This is a genomic window from Flavobacterium panici, assembly GCF_024499525.1.
Taxonomy (GTDB): domain Bacteria; phylum Bacteroidota; class Bacteroidia; order Flavobacteriales; family Flavobacteriaceae; genus Flavobacterium; species Flavobacterium panici.
Genome location: NZ_CP100437.1, coordinates 4,236,273 through 4,253,346, shown reverse-complemented (window position 1 = coordinate 4,253,346; position 17,074 = coordinate 4,236,273). Strand labels below are relative to the sequence as shown.

The window sequence follows — 17,074 nt, the reverse complement described above, 5'->3', positions numbered from 1 at the left end:
AGCTTCAGGAAGCTGGATGTTCTAGTTTATAAGGGGATCGTTTTCTTGGTCTTTTAGTATCATAATATTAAGCCCGCAGAAATTTTTTTCTGTTCTTTCTTATTCTGTCCCAGTCATTATCCAGCACCTTTCTCAGCAGATCTTTTAGCCCTTGAAAAGTACTGGGTTTGACAGCATAAAAATCTGCCCCCAGCTCATCGGCCAGTTCAATATTGGATATGCTGCTGCTGGTCGAAAGCATAATAATCTTCACATTTCGAAGATGTCCTTCTGTATTTCGTATTTCTGTAAGGCAGTCAAAACCGTTTTTACCTGGCATATTAATATCCAGAAAAATCACTTCAGGGAGAACCTGAGCCTCAAAAAGGGTATTGAGCAGCTGCTGCCCGTCTGCCGATTCAACGACAACAGCCTGTAAATTCAGATCCCGTACCGCATCAGCAAACAACATTCTGTCATCCTCATCGTCATCTGCCAGATAAATAATTTTCTTTGAGCTTGGTTGCTGTGGCATGGCTTTCAAATTTATTGCGCAATAAGATAATACATATCTTCATATGCACAGGTTTATAAAAAGAATCAGCCTTTAAATCGTTAAACGATCGAATAGTTGTGGAACAGTTCAGCCTTACAAATATAAGCACTTTTTCCTTTTTTTCAAAAAATCGAATGTTGGATACTCAATTTATATATCATCACACCTCGACATGGTCTGCGTATTGGTTTCGTTTTTTCTTCCTGGCAATGCATAAAATAAAACTGCACTGATCTGCTAATAACGTAAATTCTTAATAAAGGCATTTCATGATGGTTTTGACGCAATTTGCGGTGCATTGAAAAATAAGGAATTTCAAACTTTGTTATTATTAATAACAATTAATTTTTATAAATTGTTCTAATCTGCACTAATTTTGACCTGTATAAAATGATATAGATTATGAGCAGGGCAATTGTACATATCGACATGAACACGTTTTTCGTTTCCTGTGAAAGACTTACCAATTCTGAACTTCATGGCATTCCGCTGATTATCGGCGGCGGCGAGAGAGGTGTTGTGGCATCGTGCTCTTATGAAGCACGCCGTTTTGGGGTCCGCTCGGCCATGCCGATCCATATGGCCATGAAGCTGTGTCCTCAGGCCAAGATAATGAAAGGCGATATGGAATTGTATTCAAGGCTCTCCCATGATATTACAGAAATCATCCAGGAAAAAGCACCTGTGGTTGAAAAGGCCAGCATCGATGAATTTTACCTTGACATCAGCGGAATGGATAAATTCTACGGCAGCTACAAATGGACCGATGAACTCGCCCAGCGCATTACAAAAGAAACCGGTCTGCCGCTCACCTTTGCCCTTTCTATTAATAAAACGGTATCCAAAATCGGCACAGGCGAAGGAAAACAGAAACAGAACCTTGAAATACCCGAACACTTGGTGCAGTCTTTTTTAAATCCACTCTCCATCCGTAAAATTCCTATGGTGGGCGACAAGACTTTTCAGCTGCTCTCCCGCATCGGGATCAGGAAAATCCAGACCCTTTCTGAAATGCCTGCCGAAGCCCTGCAGCGGATGATCGGCCAAAATGGAATCGAGCTTTGGAAAAAAGCCAACGGAATTGACAACAACCCTGTTGAACCCTACACGGAAAGAAAGTCGATTTCCACCGAACATACCTTTTCCCAGGATACCATTGATATCCCTAAATTAAACAGGATCCTGCTGGGCATGGTGGAGAAACTCTCTTACCAGCTTCGTTCGGAGCAATGGCTGACATCGACCGTAACGGTCAAGATCCGCTATGCCAATTTCGATACCGAGACCAAACAATGCCGGGTTCAGTATACCTCTGCCGATCATATCCTGACCCAGATCGTAACCGATTTATTTGACAAGCTCTACCAGCGTAGAATGCGCCTTCGTCTTATCGGGGTCCGCTTCAGCGGACTGGTAAGGGGCACCTATCAGATTGATCTTTTCAGTGATACAGAGGAAATGCTGGCGCTCTATCAGGCTATGGACCGAATGAAAAACCGCTACGGCTTTGACGCTGTGATGCGCTGCGCAGGCGCCTCTTTTAAACCCAACAATAAAAATGAAATTTTAAAACGTAAACCCTGATCCCATGTATCTCAACTGCCACTCCTTCCACTCACTTCGTTACGGCACTATTCCGGTTGAAGAGCTGGTGCAGCAGGCTGTGTCCTTGGGTGTTAAGGCCATGGCACTGACCGATATCAATACTGTGACGGGAATTTACGAGTTTATAAAACTCTGCGATACTGCAGGAATTAAGCCTATTGTAGGCATGGAATTCCGCTGCCAGCATCAGTTGCGTTATATCGGGCTGGCTAAAAATGCACAGGGACTTGCCCAGATGAACCGCTTTCTGACCACACATAATTTTGATGGGAGTCCCCTGCCTTTGTCTGCACCTGAAATTTCTAATGCTTTCTTTGTTTATCCCCTTGAAAATGCTCCAGAGGCATTAAAAGAAAATGAATATATCGGTATCCAGCCCGAACAGCTTCAGAAACTGGTATTATCCCAATGGAAAGATAGACAGGACAAAATGGTGGTGCTCCAGCCGGTCACATTCCGCACCAAAATCGAATACCAGCTCCATAAGATCCTGCGGGCCATTGATCTTAATGTTTTGGGCTCCAGACTTAAACCCGAGGATTTCTGCAGGGAGTCTGATGTGATGATGCCGCTGGAGAAACTGCTTTTCTTTTATGGGCAGTATCCCCAGATCACTGCCAATACGAAGTCCATTATAGAAAAGTGCAATTTTGAATTTAATTTCAGCACACCTAAAAATAAAAAGTATTATACAAAAAGCCGCCAGACAGATATTGAACTTTTGACTATTCTTGCCCAGCAGGGGCTCGAATGGCGATATGGAAAAGACAACACCGAGGCCAGAGTCCGAATGATCAAGGAACTCAAAGTAATTGACCAGCTCGAATTCAGCGGCTATTTCCTGATCACCTGGGACATTATCCGCTACAGCAACAGCAGGGGCTTTCTGCATATTGGACGTGGCAGCGGGGCCAACAGCATTATCGCCTATTGTCTTGGCATTACTGATATCTGCCCTTTGGAGCTCGATCTGTATTTTGAAAGGTTTCTGAACCTGAACCGTAAAAGCCCTCCTGATTTTGATATCGACTGGTCCTGGAAAGAGCGTGATGTTATTCTGGAGTATATCTTTTCACGTTACGGGGCGGATCATGTGGCCTTCTGCGGCACTAATGTGGAATTCAAATACCGCTCCATCTTCCGTGAAGTCGGCAAGGTTTTCGGACTGCCGAAAGAAGAACTCGATGCGCTGGCCAAAAATCCCATGAATCTGCACCCCACCAACAAAGTGGTAAGACAGGTGCAGCAGTATGGCATGATGCTCGAAAAATACCCCAATCAGCGCAGCATGCATTCCTGCGGAATTCTGATTTCTGAAGAACCCATCACAAACTATACACCTCTGGAAATGCCTCCTAAAGGCTTTCCAATTGTGCTTTTTGACATGCATACCGCAGAGGATATCGGGCTGGAGAAATTTGACATCCTGAGCCAGCGAGGTATCGGGCATATCGATGACAGTGTAAAGGTTATTGAAAAAAACAGAGGGATACAGGTCAATATCCGTGATACCTCTATTTCCAAGGATGAAGCCCTATGCAATCAGTTTTTGTCTGCGGGGAAAACCATCGGATGCTTTTACATCGAAAGCCCGGCCATGCGCGGTCTGCTGCGCCGCCTGAAATGCGGTGATTATAAAACGCTCGTGGCCGCCTCATCCATCATACGCCCCGGGGTGGCCCAGTCTGGTATGATGAAAGAGTATATTTACCGCCACAATCATCCCGATAAATTTGAATATTTCCATCCGGTGTTCAAAGAACAGCTTGGGGAAACCTACGGCATTATGGTCTATCAGAAAGACGTGATCAAAATTGCCCTGCATTACGGCGGGCTCCCTGCCGCTGACGGGGATATCCTGCGTCGTGCTATGTCGGGCAAAGGCCGCTCCAAAGCCGCGCTGCAGAAAGTAAAGGATAACTTCTTTGAATCCTGCTCCGCACAGGGTCATCCTGCGGCGCTCAGTGAGGAAATCTACCGACAGATCGAGTCCTTTGCCGGTTACTCCTTCTGCAAGGCACACTCGGCGTCTTATGCTGTGGAAAGCTATCAGAGCCTGTATTTGAAAGTAAATTATCCCATCGAATTCATGGTGGCGGTAATCAACAATCAGGGCGGGTTTTACCGTACCGAAGTCTATGTGCATGAGGCAAGGATGTCTGGGGGCATCATTCATACTCCCTGTGTAAACAAAAGCGGTTATGAAACAACAGTGTACGGCAGGGATATTTATCTGGGCTTTATGCACCTGCAGGGGCTTGAATCCAAAACGGCCTTTATGATCGAAGAAGAGCGGTCAAAAAATGGGGATTATAAATCATTGGAAGATTTCATCAACCGTATTCCGATCGGGATTGAAGGGGTTCAGATCCTGATTTTCATAGGGGCTTTTCATTTTACAGGCAAAACCAAAAACCAGCTGCTGGTAATCTCAAGGCTCCTGCTGGTTAATTTCAAACCTGGGGACAGCAATTTGAAACTCCTTCAGGAACCTGCAAAGGAGTTCAAGCTTCCCACATTGGAGCGATCCCAGTTCGAAGATGCTTTTGATGAGATCGAGCTTCTTGGCTTTCCTGTATCCTGTTCCCCTTTTGACCTGCTGCAGACCAGTTTCAGGGGGGATGTGATGGCCAAGGACTTGCTGCAGCATCATAAAAAACAGGTGCGTATGCTGGCTTATCTGATCTCCCGCAAGCATGTACCCACTAAAATGGGCGCTATGTATTTCGGTACCTGGATTGATGCAGAGGGGGAACTTTTTGACACGGCCCATTTTACGGGAAGCCTTAAAGACTATCCTTTTCAGGGGGGCGGCTGTTATCTGTTATTAGGCACTGTCGAGGTAGATTACCACTTTCCTACCATTACGGTTACCAAGATGGCCAAAATGCCTTTTATACCCGATCCCCGCTATGAACATGAGAACGACTGGAAGTATAAGACCCAGCAGAAACTGCGTGAAGATGTCAGTATGACCCACAGGGCGCCTTACCCGCAGGAACATGAAATCAACCTGCCAAGGCATAAAATGGCGGATTAGCGTAATTATTAATTGTAAAATATTTAAAAGAAATGATGCTTTTTGATGACACCGAAATTTTTTCATCGGGAAACGGCGGCAAAAGAATATTTGACCTTCCTGATGCTGACCTGCTGCTGATTGATAATTTTTTCAATAAGCAGGAATCTGATCACTATTACAATGTTTTATACCACGGCACGCACTGGAGGGAATATGAAATGCCCATGTATGATAAGGTGGTAACGGCACCAAGGATGATTTCCTGGTACGGTGATACCAACAGGCCGGAGCGAAAATCCAATCCGGACTGGCCGACAGAACTGCTCCAGATCAGGGAGCGTGTGGAAAATGAAACACAGATCCGTTTTAATGCGGTACTGCTTAATCTTTACAGGGACGGCACTGATGGTGTGGGATGGCACAGTGACAAAACTTCTTCCAGCAATAAGAATATGAATATAGCTTCGGTGACATTCGGAGAAACTCGGCTGTTCCGTCTTCGCCATAAAATCCTGAAACATATCCCGCCTATAGAAATTCCCCTCCATCATGGGACTTTTCTGCTGATGGCCGGAAGCACCAATACCTATTGGGAACATCAGGTGCCCAAAACAGCCAGAAATGTGCTGCCGAGAATAAATCTTACCTTCCGCCAAGTAAAGGAATCTTGATATTGTTCCCTTGTTCTAAGCTGTTTTATCATTAATGCTGACTGGGTTTCATTGGCATTTCAACATCTCATCCAACAGTTTAAGAAAACCAGTTAATACATTGAAAATCATTGCAATGCTGTAAAAATCCCTTCTTATAATATAACAGGATTATTTTCCGTGATAGTAACTTTGGACAAACCATAAAAATTAAAATCATGGACGATAATGCAAACATAGGAAAAGCGGATGACGAACATATCAACATCGCGGAACCGCAGGAGATCCGGTACTGGTCTGAAAGATTAAACGTGCCTGAAGAAATATTAAAAAATGCTGTCAGGGCAGCCGGAACACGTGTGGAAGACTTCAGCGAGCATCTGGAACAAAACAGCTGATATCATGCTGTACATAGTACAAAAGCCCATTGTTCATTTGAAACAATGGGCTTTGTTATGTAAAGGCATATAGCAGGAATGCCTGAATCTTTTCGTTTAAGGCACTCGGATATCGGCGTAGATCTTATATTATAACGCCTTAAAGCTTTAGTTTAGTATAAATCCGTCTTTACTCTTTGGGGTCTTCCATGCTGCTGATGATTTTTGTGACTTCAGCCTCGGTGGATTTCAGCTTCGCCTGGCAGAAGGCAATAAGCTCTGAAGCCCTTTTTACCTTGGCGGCAAGCTCGTCTACAGAGATCGTTTCGTTTTCAATTTCCCTTGCAATAGCAGTCAGTTCAGCTGACGCGGCTTCATAGGTCAGTGTGTTTTCCATCGTATGTTGTTTTTTCTTTGACAGTGCTTTTCAGTACTGCATCTTTTAATAGTATTTCTATTTCGTCTCCTTCTTGTATTGCTGCCGCACCGTTCACAATTTTGCTGTCCAGCCTTATCACTGCATATCCCTTGCTGAGTATGTTCTGCGGGGACATGAGCTTAATTGTTTTCTGGTAATGCTCCAGGTTTTGTTTTTGGCTTCGCAGATACAGATTGGCAAATATCTTAAGGTTTCCCGTCATATGCTGCAGGTCATTTCTTTTCTGCTGGATTATATAATGCGGACGCTGCAGGACCTGCTGCGCAGTAAGAAGCAGTTTTCGCTGCTCATTAGAGATTACCTTACTGCTATTGTTTGTTATATGCTGCCTGCTCTGCATCAGCTGTTCTTTATGTCCTGAAACCAGTTCCCGGGCATTATGTGAAATACTGCTTTTAAGTTCGCTGAGCTCTTTGTAATGAACAAGGAAAAGCTGCTGTGATTTTACGGCAATGGTCCGCTGAAGCGCGAGAATCCCCTGTTCAAAACTGCGGTTATGGGCTATGATAAACTCCGCCGCCTTGGTCGGGGTTTTGGTATTGGTATGGGCCATCATATCCGTAATGCTGACATTTTTCTGGTGGCCGATGCCTGTTATGACCGGAATCGGCAATTTTGCCACTGCCCTTCCGATATTGTAATTGTCAAAAATCAGAAAATCAGACTGTGCCCCGCCTCCCCTTGCAATGACAACTGCATCGTAGGGAATCCCTGTATTGTAAACCTCAATAAGCTTATTTAAAAAGAGCTTGGCGTTGTTGTCCCCCTGAACTACGGTGTGGTAATCATCTATCTGGAAAACATAGCCAAAATCATTGTGCTGCATGGTATGGCGGAAATCCTCATTTCCTGCCGAACTGCTCGACGAAATCACCGCTACGCGCTGGATGACAGCCGGGAGGTTCAGCCTGCTGTTTAATGTGGAGTACTCTTCCCCTTCTTTTTGGATAAAATCGTTTTCCCTTACCAGTCTGGTTAGGGTCGCATTACGCTGCTGTTCCAAAATACCCAGCATAAAATTGCTGTCAATGTCCAGAAGGTTTACCGAAAGCCCGTACAGAGGATGGTAATCCACGCTCACCTGTATCAGCACATGAAGGTTGTTGGTGAAGCGCTGTCCTGTGCTTAGTTCAAAGTCAAGGATTTTTAGTGCACCGGCCCCCCAGCACTTGCCCAGTATCTTGGCTGTTATGGCACTGCTCTTTTCTGATTTTTCCACCAGCTCGAAATAATGGATCTTTTTATCAGTCTTAAAGGAATGATTGGTAATATCAGCCACTACCCAGTACGTCTGCCCTTTGAAGCGGGCATTGATTGTGTCCTGGATCTGGTCATTAAGCTGTGAGAGTCTTATATACTGGTCTGGCCCCATTCTTTTTTTTGGGATTTTGCAATCCGTACTTTTCTGTACTTTTTATTATTGTAGCGCTAAGATACTAATTAAAGCACGGATTCTCAAAACAGAACAACCACCAAAATTCACATGTGAAAACTCAAAATACAATACAGTAAATCGGATTTCATCTGAGAAGTTATTTAAAAATAGCAGGACCATTTAAATGTAACCTTTAAGAAATATAAAAAGGCCCTGTCTTGTTATTTAAGAAAATAAAGTAATCAATTTATTTTATTGCGGCTGGACAAACCTTCAGGTCCTATAAGCTTATATATTCGATTTCAGTATTGGGCAATGGATTACTCTGCTAAAGCTGTTTTATTGAACTTTAAAATTTTGAAACATCTTCAATACTTCTTTCTTCCTTTGCTATAATTCGGGTAATTCTTCTTTGAATAAACAAAAGGGGCTCTGCCTCTCTAATCTGTTCAATGGCCATATCTGATACTGCTACATACCAGCCTTCGCCAGTCTCGCTCTCGTGACGTGGGAGCATATAATTATTCCCATTGACCCAGTAAACCGATTCCGCCATCATATTGCCATTTTTATCTTGCCACGCAAATAACCTTTCGGGAAATGGCACCCATCCTAAAAACCTTGCCAATACAGGATTTACTGCTAACCATCTCGATTTTAGACTTGAATGTTCAAGTATATGATTTCTAATGATGATAATTTCGGCGCCGGTATTTCTCAGGTTGTAATAATCTGATGTGAAAACCTGAAAAACTGACCCAAATATATGATAGTCCTCTCTAGAAATTTCACTCGAAGAAGAAAGCTGCAGCAGCTGTATTTCTTTGGGTAGGTCCCAATCCATGCATTTTACAGACGAATATTCACCAATAATATTCATTCCATTCTCTAACTTTAAAACCAAATCTTTTCTTAAAGCACCTTCTATTCTACCAAGCCATTCGGAACTTACACCTCCATAAGTCCTCTCAGTCAGGTCTGCAATAAATTTCGGTTTGGGTTCTTCTTTAAAGAAAGACAGATTGAGATCTGTCATTGTGAAATATTTAGAAAAATTATTCATATCAATCACTCCGCAGTCTTCCAGCTCCCCGGCCGTATACATCAATCCAGACCATGCATCTGCAACTCGATGTTTTACAAAAGGATATTTAAGGCTGATTTTTTCCAAATGATCTCGTACTCCCATTTCATATTCTTGCTTCCATTTTTCAGGACTGCCTATTAATTTCATGAAATGGTATGTCCTTTCCAGAATATTTTCCTTTTCAAGCCCGCTGTCTTCTGAGAGTAAGTTTACTAAATGCATAAATGGTTTCAAAAGTTCAAATGGATTTGTTGGATCGATGTCAGAAAAAAAGCTTTCCTGCTCTTTTTCGATACTAAAAAATCTTTTTTGCCCCAGATCCAAATTGTAAAATGCCGGCAGAATCTTCTTCGAAGGTGCCGCAAAAGGCAGTTTTAATGATTCTAATATCTGAATTGCATTGCGGCGTAAATTATAATTTGATCCTGACGCATGAATTTTTAAAATCTCAGCAAATTTTTCCAGTTTGACAGAATCCATTAAGTGCAGCAGACAAAAGATAGTGCTCTGGTTTTCTAATAAAAACTGGTCTTCCCCAGGATAGCTGTAAAGCTCAGCCGCATAACTGTTTCCCTGGTCAATAGCCTGCGCAATTATTTTGAGGGATCTCTCTTTAAGAATTGGGATCGGACTCGTGCAGAGATAATTCACATAATCAATAAATACCCGGTTTGCAGTAACATCCAAAGGTTCTATGACAGGTAAAATATTTTTATTGCGGCTGTTGACCATCAGCCTTTTTAAATAACTGAATATTTCCGGCCAATATTTTTCAATGTTATATTCAACTGTCAAAAGAGGAAGAATATTATCCAGCTCCTGAATGTACGATTGGGGATATTCATTACTGAGAATATCATGGGCAAAAAAATCAAAGGCCCTCGCTGCCCCTTCTGCTTCATCAATAGCTTTTAAGGCACCAAAAGCATTAAGCCGTGTCCCTCCGTCAAAATGCTTGACCCAGCCTGATTCGCTTGTGTGCAGCAGGCTTCTCTCAGCCAGGTCAAATGCTGTTTCCCTGTACCCTTTTGCTAAAGCGATAGAGCTTAGTTTTGAAAAAAACAGTGATTCTTTTCGGTTTTTGATTTCAAGATCAGAAAGTTCTTTTATTTGTTCGATAGTCAGTGAAGGAGCTAACTTATCTATAATTTCAGACCAGTCAAAAAATGAATTCCCCCCGTTTTCTTTTAATAATAAAGCTTTAAAAGAAGCAAAATCAGAAACTTTTTTCATTACCTCCTTTTCACTTATAGACTCATAAGACGCAAGTACTAATTCATTGCCGGAAGTAGTGTGAGAATCTATTTTTTTTCTTACTGAAGTATCTCTGGTATCAAATTCAACTGTAGTAAAATTATTGGAAATGCAGAATTCTTTGACCTTTAATATCAGGCCGTTTCTATACTGCTCCAAGGGCCTGGTCCCGAGCGCACTCAAAAGAAGCGGTATATAACTCTCAAAAAATTGCTCATTTATCAGCAATTTTCCTTTCTCTAGAATTGTGTTAAGCAGATTCTCTGAAAAACTTTCTGAAAAAAACAGATATATATCCGTGTAGAATTGAAAACCGAGCCAGAAGTCGTCTTCATTTTCTGCTGCGATAAAGTAATTTTTCAAAAAAACATACATTGAATCTCCAAAATCTATTAATTCATTCTCCAGCTGCCATTTTAACTGCTCAAATCCTGAAGATAAATTATAAGAACATGTAATATCAAGGATTTTTTCCGCAGATTCCCAAAATGCCCTTCCTTCGGTAGTCATTTTAATATGATCAAGCTGTGATAAAAACCACATTATGCGTTCGATAGCGCTATCGGGCTCTAATTTATTAATATTCTCAAGCCAGTCCAGCCAGGTATTAATCTGATAATCTTTTCTGTAGCCTATTCCTATTGACTCCTTAAACGCCTCCCTTATCCATTTTACCCCTTCAGCGCTTTCCTTAAGATCGATATATATATTGGCATGCTCAGTGCAATCAGTAATTCTCGCTGTAATGTCCATATCCAAAAACAGGTTATCCTCAATGCTTTTGAGTGCCTCGGCAACTTTATTTTTAGCAAAACCCCGCAGCAGTAATGCATGCAGAACAGCCCTTTGGTCTGCGGAAGTCCAATGTTTTGAATGTTCTTTAAATTCGTTTATAAACAAATCTCCCAGCTTATCAATACTCTCATTACCTGCTGCCGCTACCGAGCCTATAAGCAGTTTAAAATAGTTTTCCTTAATTTGTTTTATCTTATAATCGTAGAGGTTTCTATGTCCCCATTTTTTGTAATAAAATCTTATGATTGGTCTGACTCTCAATTCAAGATCAAAAAGTTCCAGCTTATCCTGAGCCGAGTCACTTTGAATTTGGGCAGTTAAGCAGAGCATTCTTTCAAAATTAACCAGAAGCTCTTCGTCAGTTCCTTTTGCGGCATCAGGAATTGCTTTATTAATTGCAACCCCTCTTCCTGCTAAATGAGATAATCTGTTAAATATTATAAGCGGCTCGAAAATCTCAAGGGAGCGGTTCATGTCAAGATCAGTATTGCCCACATTAGTCGGCTGCGGCAGATCTTCAATCCAGCTGTAGGCCAGATCGATATCCTTTCGGGTCTTATAGATAAGGTCGGCCATATATATCCTCATTTTCGGCCTCAGTTCCCGAATCGAAAATGTATCAAGCAAAATTTTTAAAAACCGTTCTGCCTGCCCAAAATTTTTCTGGCCAATACAGTCCACTATACACCCGTCAAGTGCATAGAAAAAAAATCCTGCTTCTTCCTTTTTTCTATTTTTTAAATCAAACTCCGAAATTACCCTTGAGACGGCTTCCCAATTATTAATTTCACTAAGGCTCTCAATAACTGTAGAGAGAAGCTTTATGCGAAGCTGCTGCTCATTGAAACCAGCTACCTTTCTTTTGTCGGAAAACTGAATATTGTTTATTTTTTGCAGAATATCCTCAATATCCATAAAATAAGCACTTGCTGCCACCCATAGGGTCAGACTTGAAATTGACGCTTCAGACCTGTTTGAATTTTCAATCTCGATCCCTTTTTCCTTTATACAGTCAGGAAAGGCCAGATTAAATAAAAACATGCCTTCCGTGCTGTTCCCATATTCCGCAAATAGCCTAGATGCCTCCAAAGCTGTGCCTTCACTGCATAAAAGCATGTTTCCTGTCCGCAATAAATTTATGGCTGTTGATTCCATTCCCAAAGACAGAAATTCTTCTGTGTAATTAGATGGATTTATATTATACAACCGCATCTGAATTTCAGAAACCGCAAAAAGATATCGTACAAGCAAAGCGGCATCCTTCTTTAAACTGGCAATTTCAACACCTAATTTTGCTTCCTGCTTTATTTCCTGCATCGGGCGGAACTGTAAAATTTGTTCCACAAAATTATCGGGCGTAACCTCCATTAAAAAATCATCAAATTTTTCAGCCTTAAACAGGTGATAATTTTTCTTCCATTCTGGTTCTGTTTCTGATCTGCGATAAAAATCAGCCAGTTCACTATGATAGCGAAGCTCCTCACTCTTATCGTAATCCCCCGTTAAGTAGTCTAAAGCAGTGTTATGAAGCAGAAACTGCCTGAATGAATTATGAAAAAAAGACCATTGGCTGTTGCCCTGGCTGAATAGAAACCTTGCACCCTTCTGAAACTCTTTAAGAACTGAATTATCAAAATTCCATTCCTTCACGAATTTCGGATTGACAGAATCATTTATTCTTGCCATAAGCCCCAAAAGCCTGATTAGCTGCGGGCTTCCCTGCACAGACCTCCAAAGCTTCTCATAATAGTTTTCTATATTTCCATCGATCTGATCAAACGCTTTAATTTTTCTGCTACGGTCCTTTGTATCACGAACTTTCTCTAAAAGATAAGAAAGGTAAAGAGGATGTCCCTGCGATTTCTCGAAGATGACCCTTTTTTGTGCCTCTGAAGCAGCTGGGCTTAGTTTCTGAAGGTCTATGTAACGGCTTACCTCAGAAATGGTCATTGGATCCATCTGAACCTTGCTGTCAGTTTTCTTGTACTCACTCCATACATCACTAGATAAATGTTCAAGTTCATAACTCTGGCTTCCCAGTACAATATAAACTCCCTCCGGGAGTGCAAGAGGATTGGGCAGGTCTGTAAGTAAGTTGTTGACTGTCAATTTATACTCTCTGGGAATATGATCTAAACCATCAATGATAAGAATTGTCTTTTGCCCGTTTTTTTTATATTCCTTTGAGAGAAACTCCAGCTGCTCTGCAAATACACCTCTCAGGTAAAGCAGGTCCTTATAGGGAACAATTTTTCCTAAAAAGTTAGTACTTTCTTTTATTTGAAACACCAAGTCAAAAAACAAATGAATGGAACTGCCTCTTTCAGAAACATTTGAGGCCGAAGATGGATTGGTAAAGTCAAATGCATAATACTTAATTATACGATGTTTTACCGTTTTGGACCATTGCGTCAGCATGGTTGATTTTCCTGTTCCTGGACCACCGGCTAAAAAAATGTAACCGCTGTTTTTATTTTCAATTTTTTCATTCAGCGAGTCGATGGTGGATTTTATAGGCTGGTATTTCTGAATGTCAATTACAAGATCATGATTGAAAGTTGTTCGAAAACGATCAGCCCAATTCAATTCGTCTATAATTTCTTTTCTAGTAAATTTGACGCTTCGCGCGGCTCCGGCAACTTTTTCGATGATAAATCGGCTCAGGGCCTGAACATCTTCATCTTCTTTGGAAAACCTTGTATTTGAAATATATAATTCTTTTGTTTTATAATCCGCTGTGAAGTCGAAAGAATCCGTAAAATCATTAAATTGCGCATCATCCAATTTTGAGGCTTTTTTTAATTCAGCCAGAACAGGAATCCATTGCGGATTAATAGGCTTTTCTATCTTTACAGGATTCCAGACCTCTTTCAGAAAATCAGCAAAACTCCCAAAAACCGCTTCCCCAATCATTATCGTATCACTTGAGGATATTTTTTTGTTTGTAATAAAATGAGCGATTACTTTTTTACCAGGGTTAGAAGACTTTATTTTAATCCAGGAAGAAGCTATTAACGGAATAAAAGCTTTAAATGTTTTATAAGAGATAACTGCGTTTGAAATTGTCCACTTTACCTGATAAGCATGAACCTCTGTAGAGGTAGAAAATTGAATATCATCAAGCTTTCCTGCTTTCGGATCTGCCACCTTGATCCACTCCAGATTTCCATTAATTAAATTTCTGTAAACTAATTTGGCAAATTCATCAAATTGAGGCAAATACCCGCCTATGGCGGCTCTTTCTCCTTTTGCTGATACTTTTTCACTCATAAAACTTTCTTTGGTAAGTAATTTAACCCACTAATATATTACTTATTCTTTAGAAAATATTACGGAAACTCTTAATTGCCTTATTCGACAAAAGAAAAAATTTAAGATTCCGGTACTGGAGAAAACTGCAGTAATTAAAAACTTCCCATATGATATTTTAATGGCGAAATTTTATTTCCTGTTCATATGGCAGAAAATCAGACATCAAGACAAATCGTCAACTGAAGAATGTTTTAACTATCATTAAGATTTATGCTTTGCTTAGACAATTTATTGAATATTAATTTATGCGGTCTGTCATGCAATGATTTTTATTACCATGCTGTAAAGCTGTTTCTATTCCTTGTGATTGCATTCAAAAGTAATCCGTGGGATGCCAAAACTAAAAAAGTGAAGTTGAAATCAACCTCACTTCTAAAATTTTAATTTTATTTTATTTTTTTTGGTGTTTTTTTATCACCTGAACCTTCCGGTTTACTGGAAACCGTTGCTTCTCCGTCTGCTGCTGGTGCTTCTGTTGCTGCCTGAGCTTGATCATCTTTGTCGTCCTTTTCCTTTGGAACAAAATAATTAATAATTGTCCTCGCTCCTTCCTTATTATCATTCCATGCAGATAAGATTTTTTCAGCCCTCACTTTGCCAGGATTTGTTTCAACTATTTTGATAGAGGCACCTAGTATATACGTTTTATCGGGCATCTCTATTAATTCAGTCCTGGCGTTTTTTAAATTAGGTGGTGTTTGTTTATACGCAACAGAAGAAACTACGATCGGTTTTAATTCAAGGCTTTTTCTTTCTTTATTGTCTACATAATCTAGTTTCAGCTCAATGGTATAATCAAAAGTAGGGAATTTTTTTGTGGATTTTGCGGCAGAATAATTCAGCTCCAGCTCGCTTATCTCGTAATAAATATAATTTGAAAGTAAAGTGTCGCTTGACTGCTTCGGCACTAATTCAATTATAAGTGCCGGCTGATCTGCCTGGTCTTCAAAAGATATATTTCGTGAGAATCTTATAACTGGAGGATTTTCGTACAGCTGTAAACAGCTGTTGTACTTGCTGTATTCTGCGGTAAATTTTTTAATATTTTTTTCCAGCATTTTAGTGGTTGCCTTAAAGCCAAAATCCAATACCAGAGGTATAGCGGCTGCAAGAAAGGTTGCGCTCTGCGGCCGTTTTAATTTGACTCGTCCACTTTTAAAATCCAGATTTATTTCCTCCGATGTAAAATCTTTTTTTTCATGGTCAGAAGTGTAGAATTTCTTTTGAGCCAGCACAGGATTTAGTAATGTAGATGCGAGCAGCAACAGCGCTGCAATGTTTTTTTTCATAATTATTTTTTTTTAGGGTTATACTAAAATATTCGGACGGTTAATCCACGCATTCCATACCTTGATAACATTAGGATTGACTCTTACTCCTGAACTTGGGCTCCCTCCCATAGTATGCAGGGCGACCACTACAATCTCATTGTTAAGTACAATAAAAACAGGGCTTCCACTGTTTCCTTTTTCGGTAGGCAGCTCATATTCCATGATAAAAGGCTTGATATTGGAAGACACGCCATGAAGGATAACCTGCTTGGATTTGCTTTTTATAGGATACCCCCAGATCATTATCGGCCCTTTTTGCTTGACTTCAAAAAATTGGAAATAGGCTTTTACTCTGTTAAAGAGATTATCCGAAGGGAGTATCAAAGCGCCGTAATCGTGGTCAGTACTTCCGTTCCGCACCCAGTTATTGGTGCTGATAAGCTCTGAGGCTATTTCTAATCCGTAAGGAGGGGGATTGCGTCCGTCAGCCCCGGGCAAGGCTCTGATTTCATCAGCCCATTTTCCCCCAAAAAAAACATTATGCCCAGCAGTAATTATAATTCTGGGGGATATCATAAACCCTGTTCCATAATATTCCTGTCTTTTATTATCCTTTTCCAGCACTGTTATAAGCAGAAGGCAGACACATTTTGCCGGAAAGTCATTTGGAAATGAAAAATCACCATACTCTTTAAAAAAACCTTCATTTCTTTTTGTACTTCTCGCCTCAAGGTCATCTGAAAACTTATGCTTAAAATTACCTTTAGCAGGCATCAAACCCTTATTCGGTCTGTCTTGTTTTGACCGTGCTTTCAATTGTACTTCCTTGTCCAGATTTGAAACAGTTTCAAGGTTATTGTCATTTTCGGTGCTGCGTTTCTTTCCCATAATCAACTTGTTTTAATATCGCTGTACTCCACTAGCCTGTATAATAAAATTTTGATCTGTCTTCATGACCGCTGAATCAAATCCGTAATAAAAGTAACATATTCAGCAGTTATACCACAGCGTATAAACACCTGTTTTATAAATAGTTAAAACTATTTTTCCTGCAAAAACTGAATCTTACTGCTCCCGGCATAAAACTGGTTTTAAGCTCAGTTTCTATTCTGCTTAAAAAAATCTTGTTATACAATTTTCATTCAAAACGGAGTAAAAAGGCAGCCAAAGTAGTGCCCGCCGTCCCCTGCATGCGCATAACGGCCCGGGGCCGCCCTTCGGTACTTATAGCACTCCGGCTCCTTATCCGGACACTGGCTTTTTGCTTTCTTTTTTCCCGTTTTTTCTTTTGAAAAATTTCATTTGCGGACTACGGGGGAAGAAAACGAAAGACAAGTATTCACTAAAAATCA

Annotated in this window: 10 protein-coding genes; 4 read left to right on the top strand and 6 right to left on the bottom strand. The window is 40.8% G+C overall.

What is annotated here, in order from left to right; all coding sequences use genetic code 11:
* Positions 1-67 precede the first annotated feature (67 nt).
* Positions 68-514: a response regulator gene (locus NLJ00_RS17885; protein WP_256634832.1), complete on the bottom strand. Its 447-nt coding sequence runs from the start codon at positions 512-514 to the stop codon at positions 68-70.
* A gap of 423 nt (positions 515-937) precedes the next feature.
* Here NLJ00_RS17885 and dinB point away from each other — a divergent pair, with 423 nt between their 5' ends.
* The 4 genes from dinB to NLJ00_RS17865 all read left to right on the top strand — a co-directional run bounded on the left by dinB (position 938) and on the right by NLJ00_RS17865 (position 6,210).
* Entirely contained in the window at positions 938-2,119 is a 1,182-nt protein-coding gene (dinB, locus tag NLJ00_RS17880) for a DNA polymerase IV (RefSeq protein ID WP_256634831.1), read from the top strand.
* 4 nt (positions 2,120-2,123) lie between these two features.
* Complete coding sequence (locus NLJ00_RS17875) at positions 2,124-5,180, top strand: DNA polymerase III subunit alpha (protein ID WP_256634830.1); 3,057 nt, start codon at positions 2,124-2,126, stop codon at positions 5,178-5,180.
* Positions 5,181-5,212: 32 nt separating this feature from the next.
* Positions 5,213-5,833: an alpha-ketoglutarate-dependent dioxygenase AlkB family protein gene (locus NLJ00_RS17870; RefSeq protein WP_256634829.1), complete on the top strand. Its 621-nt coding sequence runs from the start codon at positions 5,213-5,215 to the stop codon at positions 5,831-5,833.
* A gap of 197 nt (positions 5,834-6,030) precedes the next feature.
* Entirely contained in the window at positions 6,031-6,210 is a 180-nt protein-coding gene (locus NLJ00_RS17865; protein WP_256634828.1) for a DUF3606 domain-containing protein, read from the top strand.
* A gap of 169 nt (positions 6,211-6,379) precedes the next feature.
* On the opposite strand, the gene xseB is transcribed toward NLJ00_RS17865, so the two are convergent.
* The 5 genes from xseB to NLJ00_RS17840 form a co-directional block, all read right to left on the bottom strand.
* Complete coding sequence (gene xseB, locus NLJ00_RS17860) at positions 6,380-6,586, bottom strand: exodeoxyribonuclease VII small subunit (protein WP_256634827.1); 207 nt, start codon at positions 6,584-6,586, stop codon at positions 6,380-6,382.
* A complete protein-coding gene (gene xseA / locus NLJ00_RS17855) occupies positions 6,564-8,000 on the bottom strand; it encodes an exodeoxyribonuclease VII large subunit (protein ID WP_256634826.1) in 1,437 nt (478 codons plus the stop codon). Before xseA ends, xseB begins: the two co-directional genes overlap by 23 nt.
* A gap of 352 nt (positions 8,001-8,352) precedes the next feature.
* Positions 8,353-14,409: an NACHT domain-containing protein gene (locus NLJ00_RS17850; protein ID WP_256634825.1), complete on the bottom strand. Its 6,057-nt coding sequence runs from the start codon at positions 14,407-14,409 to the stop codon at positions 8,353-8,355.
* Positions 14,410-14,837: 428 nt separating this feature from the next.
* On the bottom strand, positions 14,838-15,740 hold the full coding sequence (locus NLJ00_RS17845; protein WP_256634824.1) for a hypothetical protein: 903 nt from the start codon (positions 15,738-15,740) through the stop codon (positions 14,838-14,840).
* Between the two features lie 18 nt (positions 15,741-15,758).
* Complete coding sequence (locus NLJ00_RS17840) at positions 15,759-16,610, bottom strand: trypsin-like serine peptidase (protein WP_256634823.1); 852 nt, start codon at positions 16,608-16,610, stop codon at positions 15,759-15,761.
* Positions 16,611-17,074 lie beyond the last annotated feature (464 nt).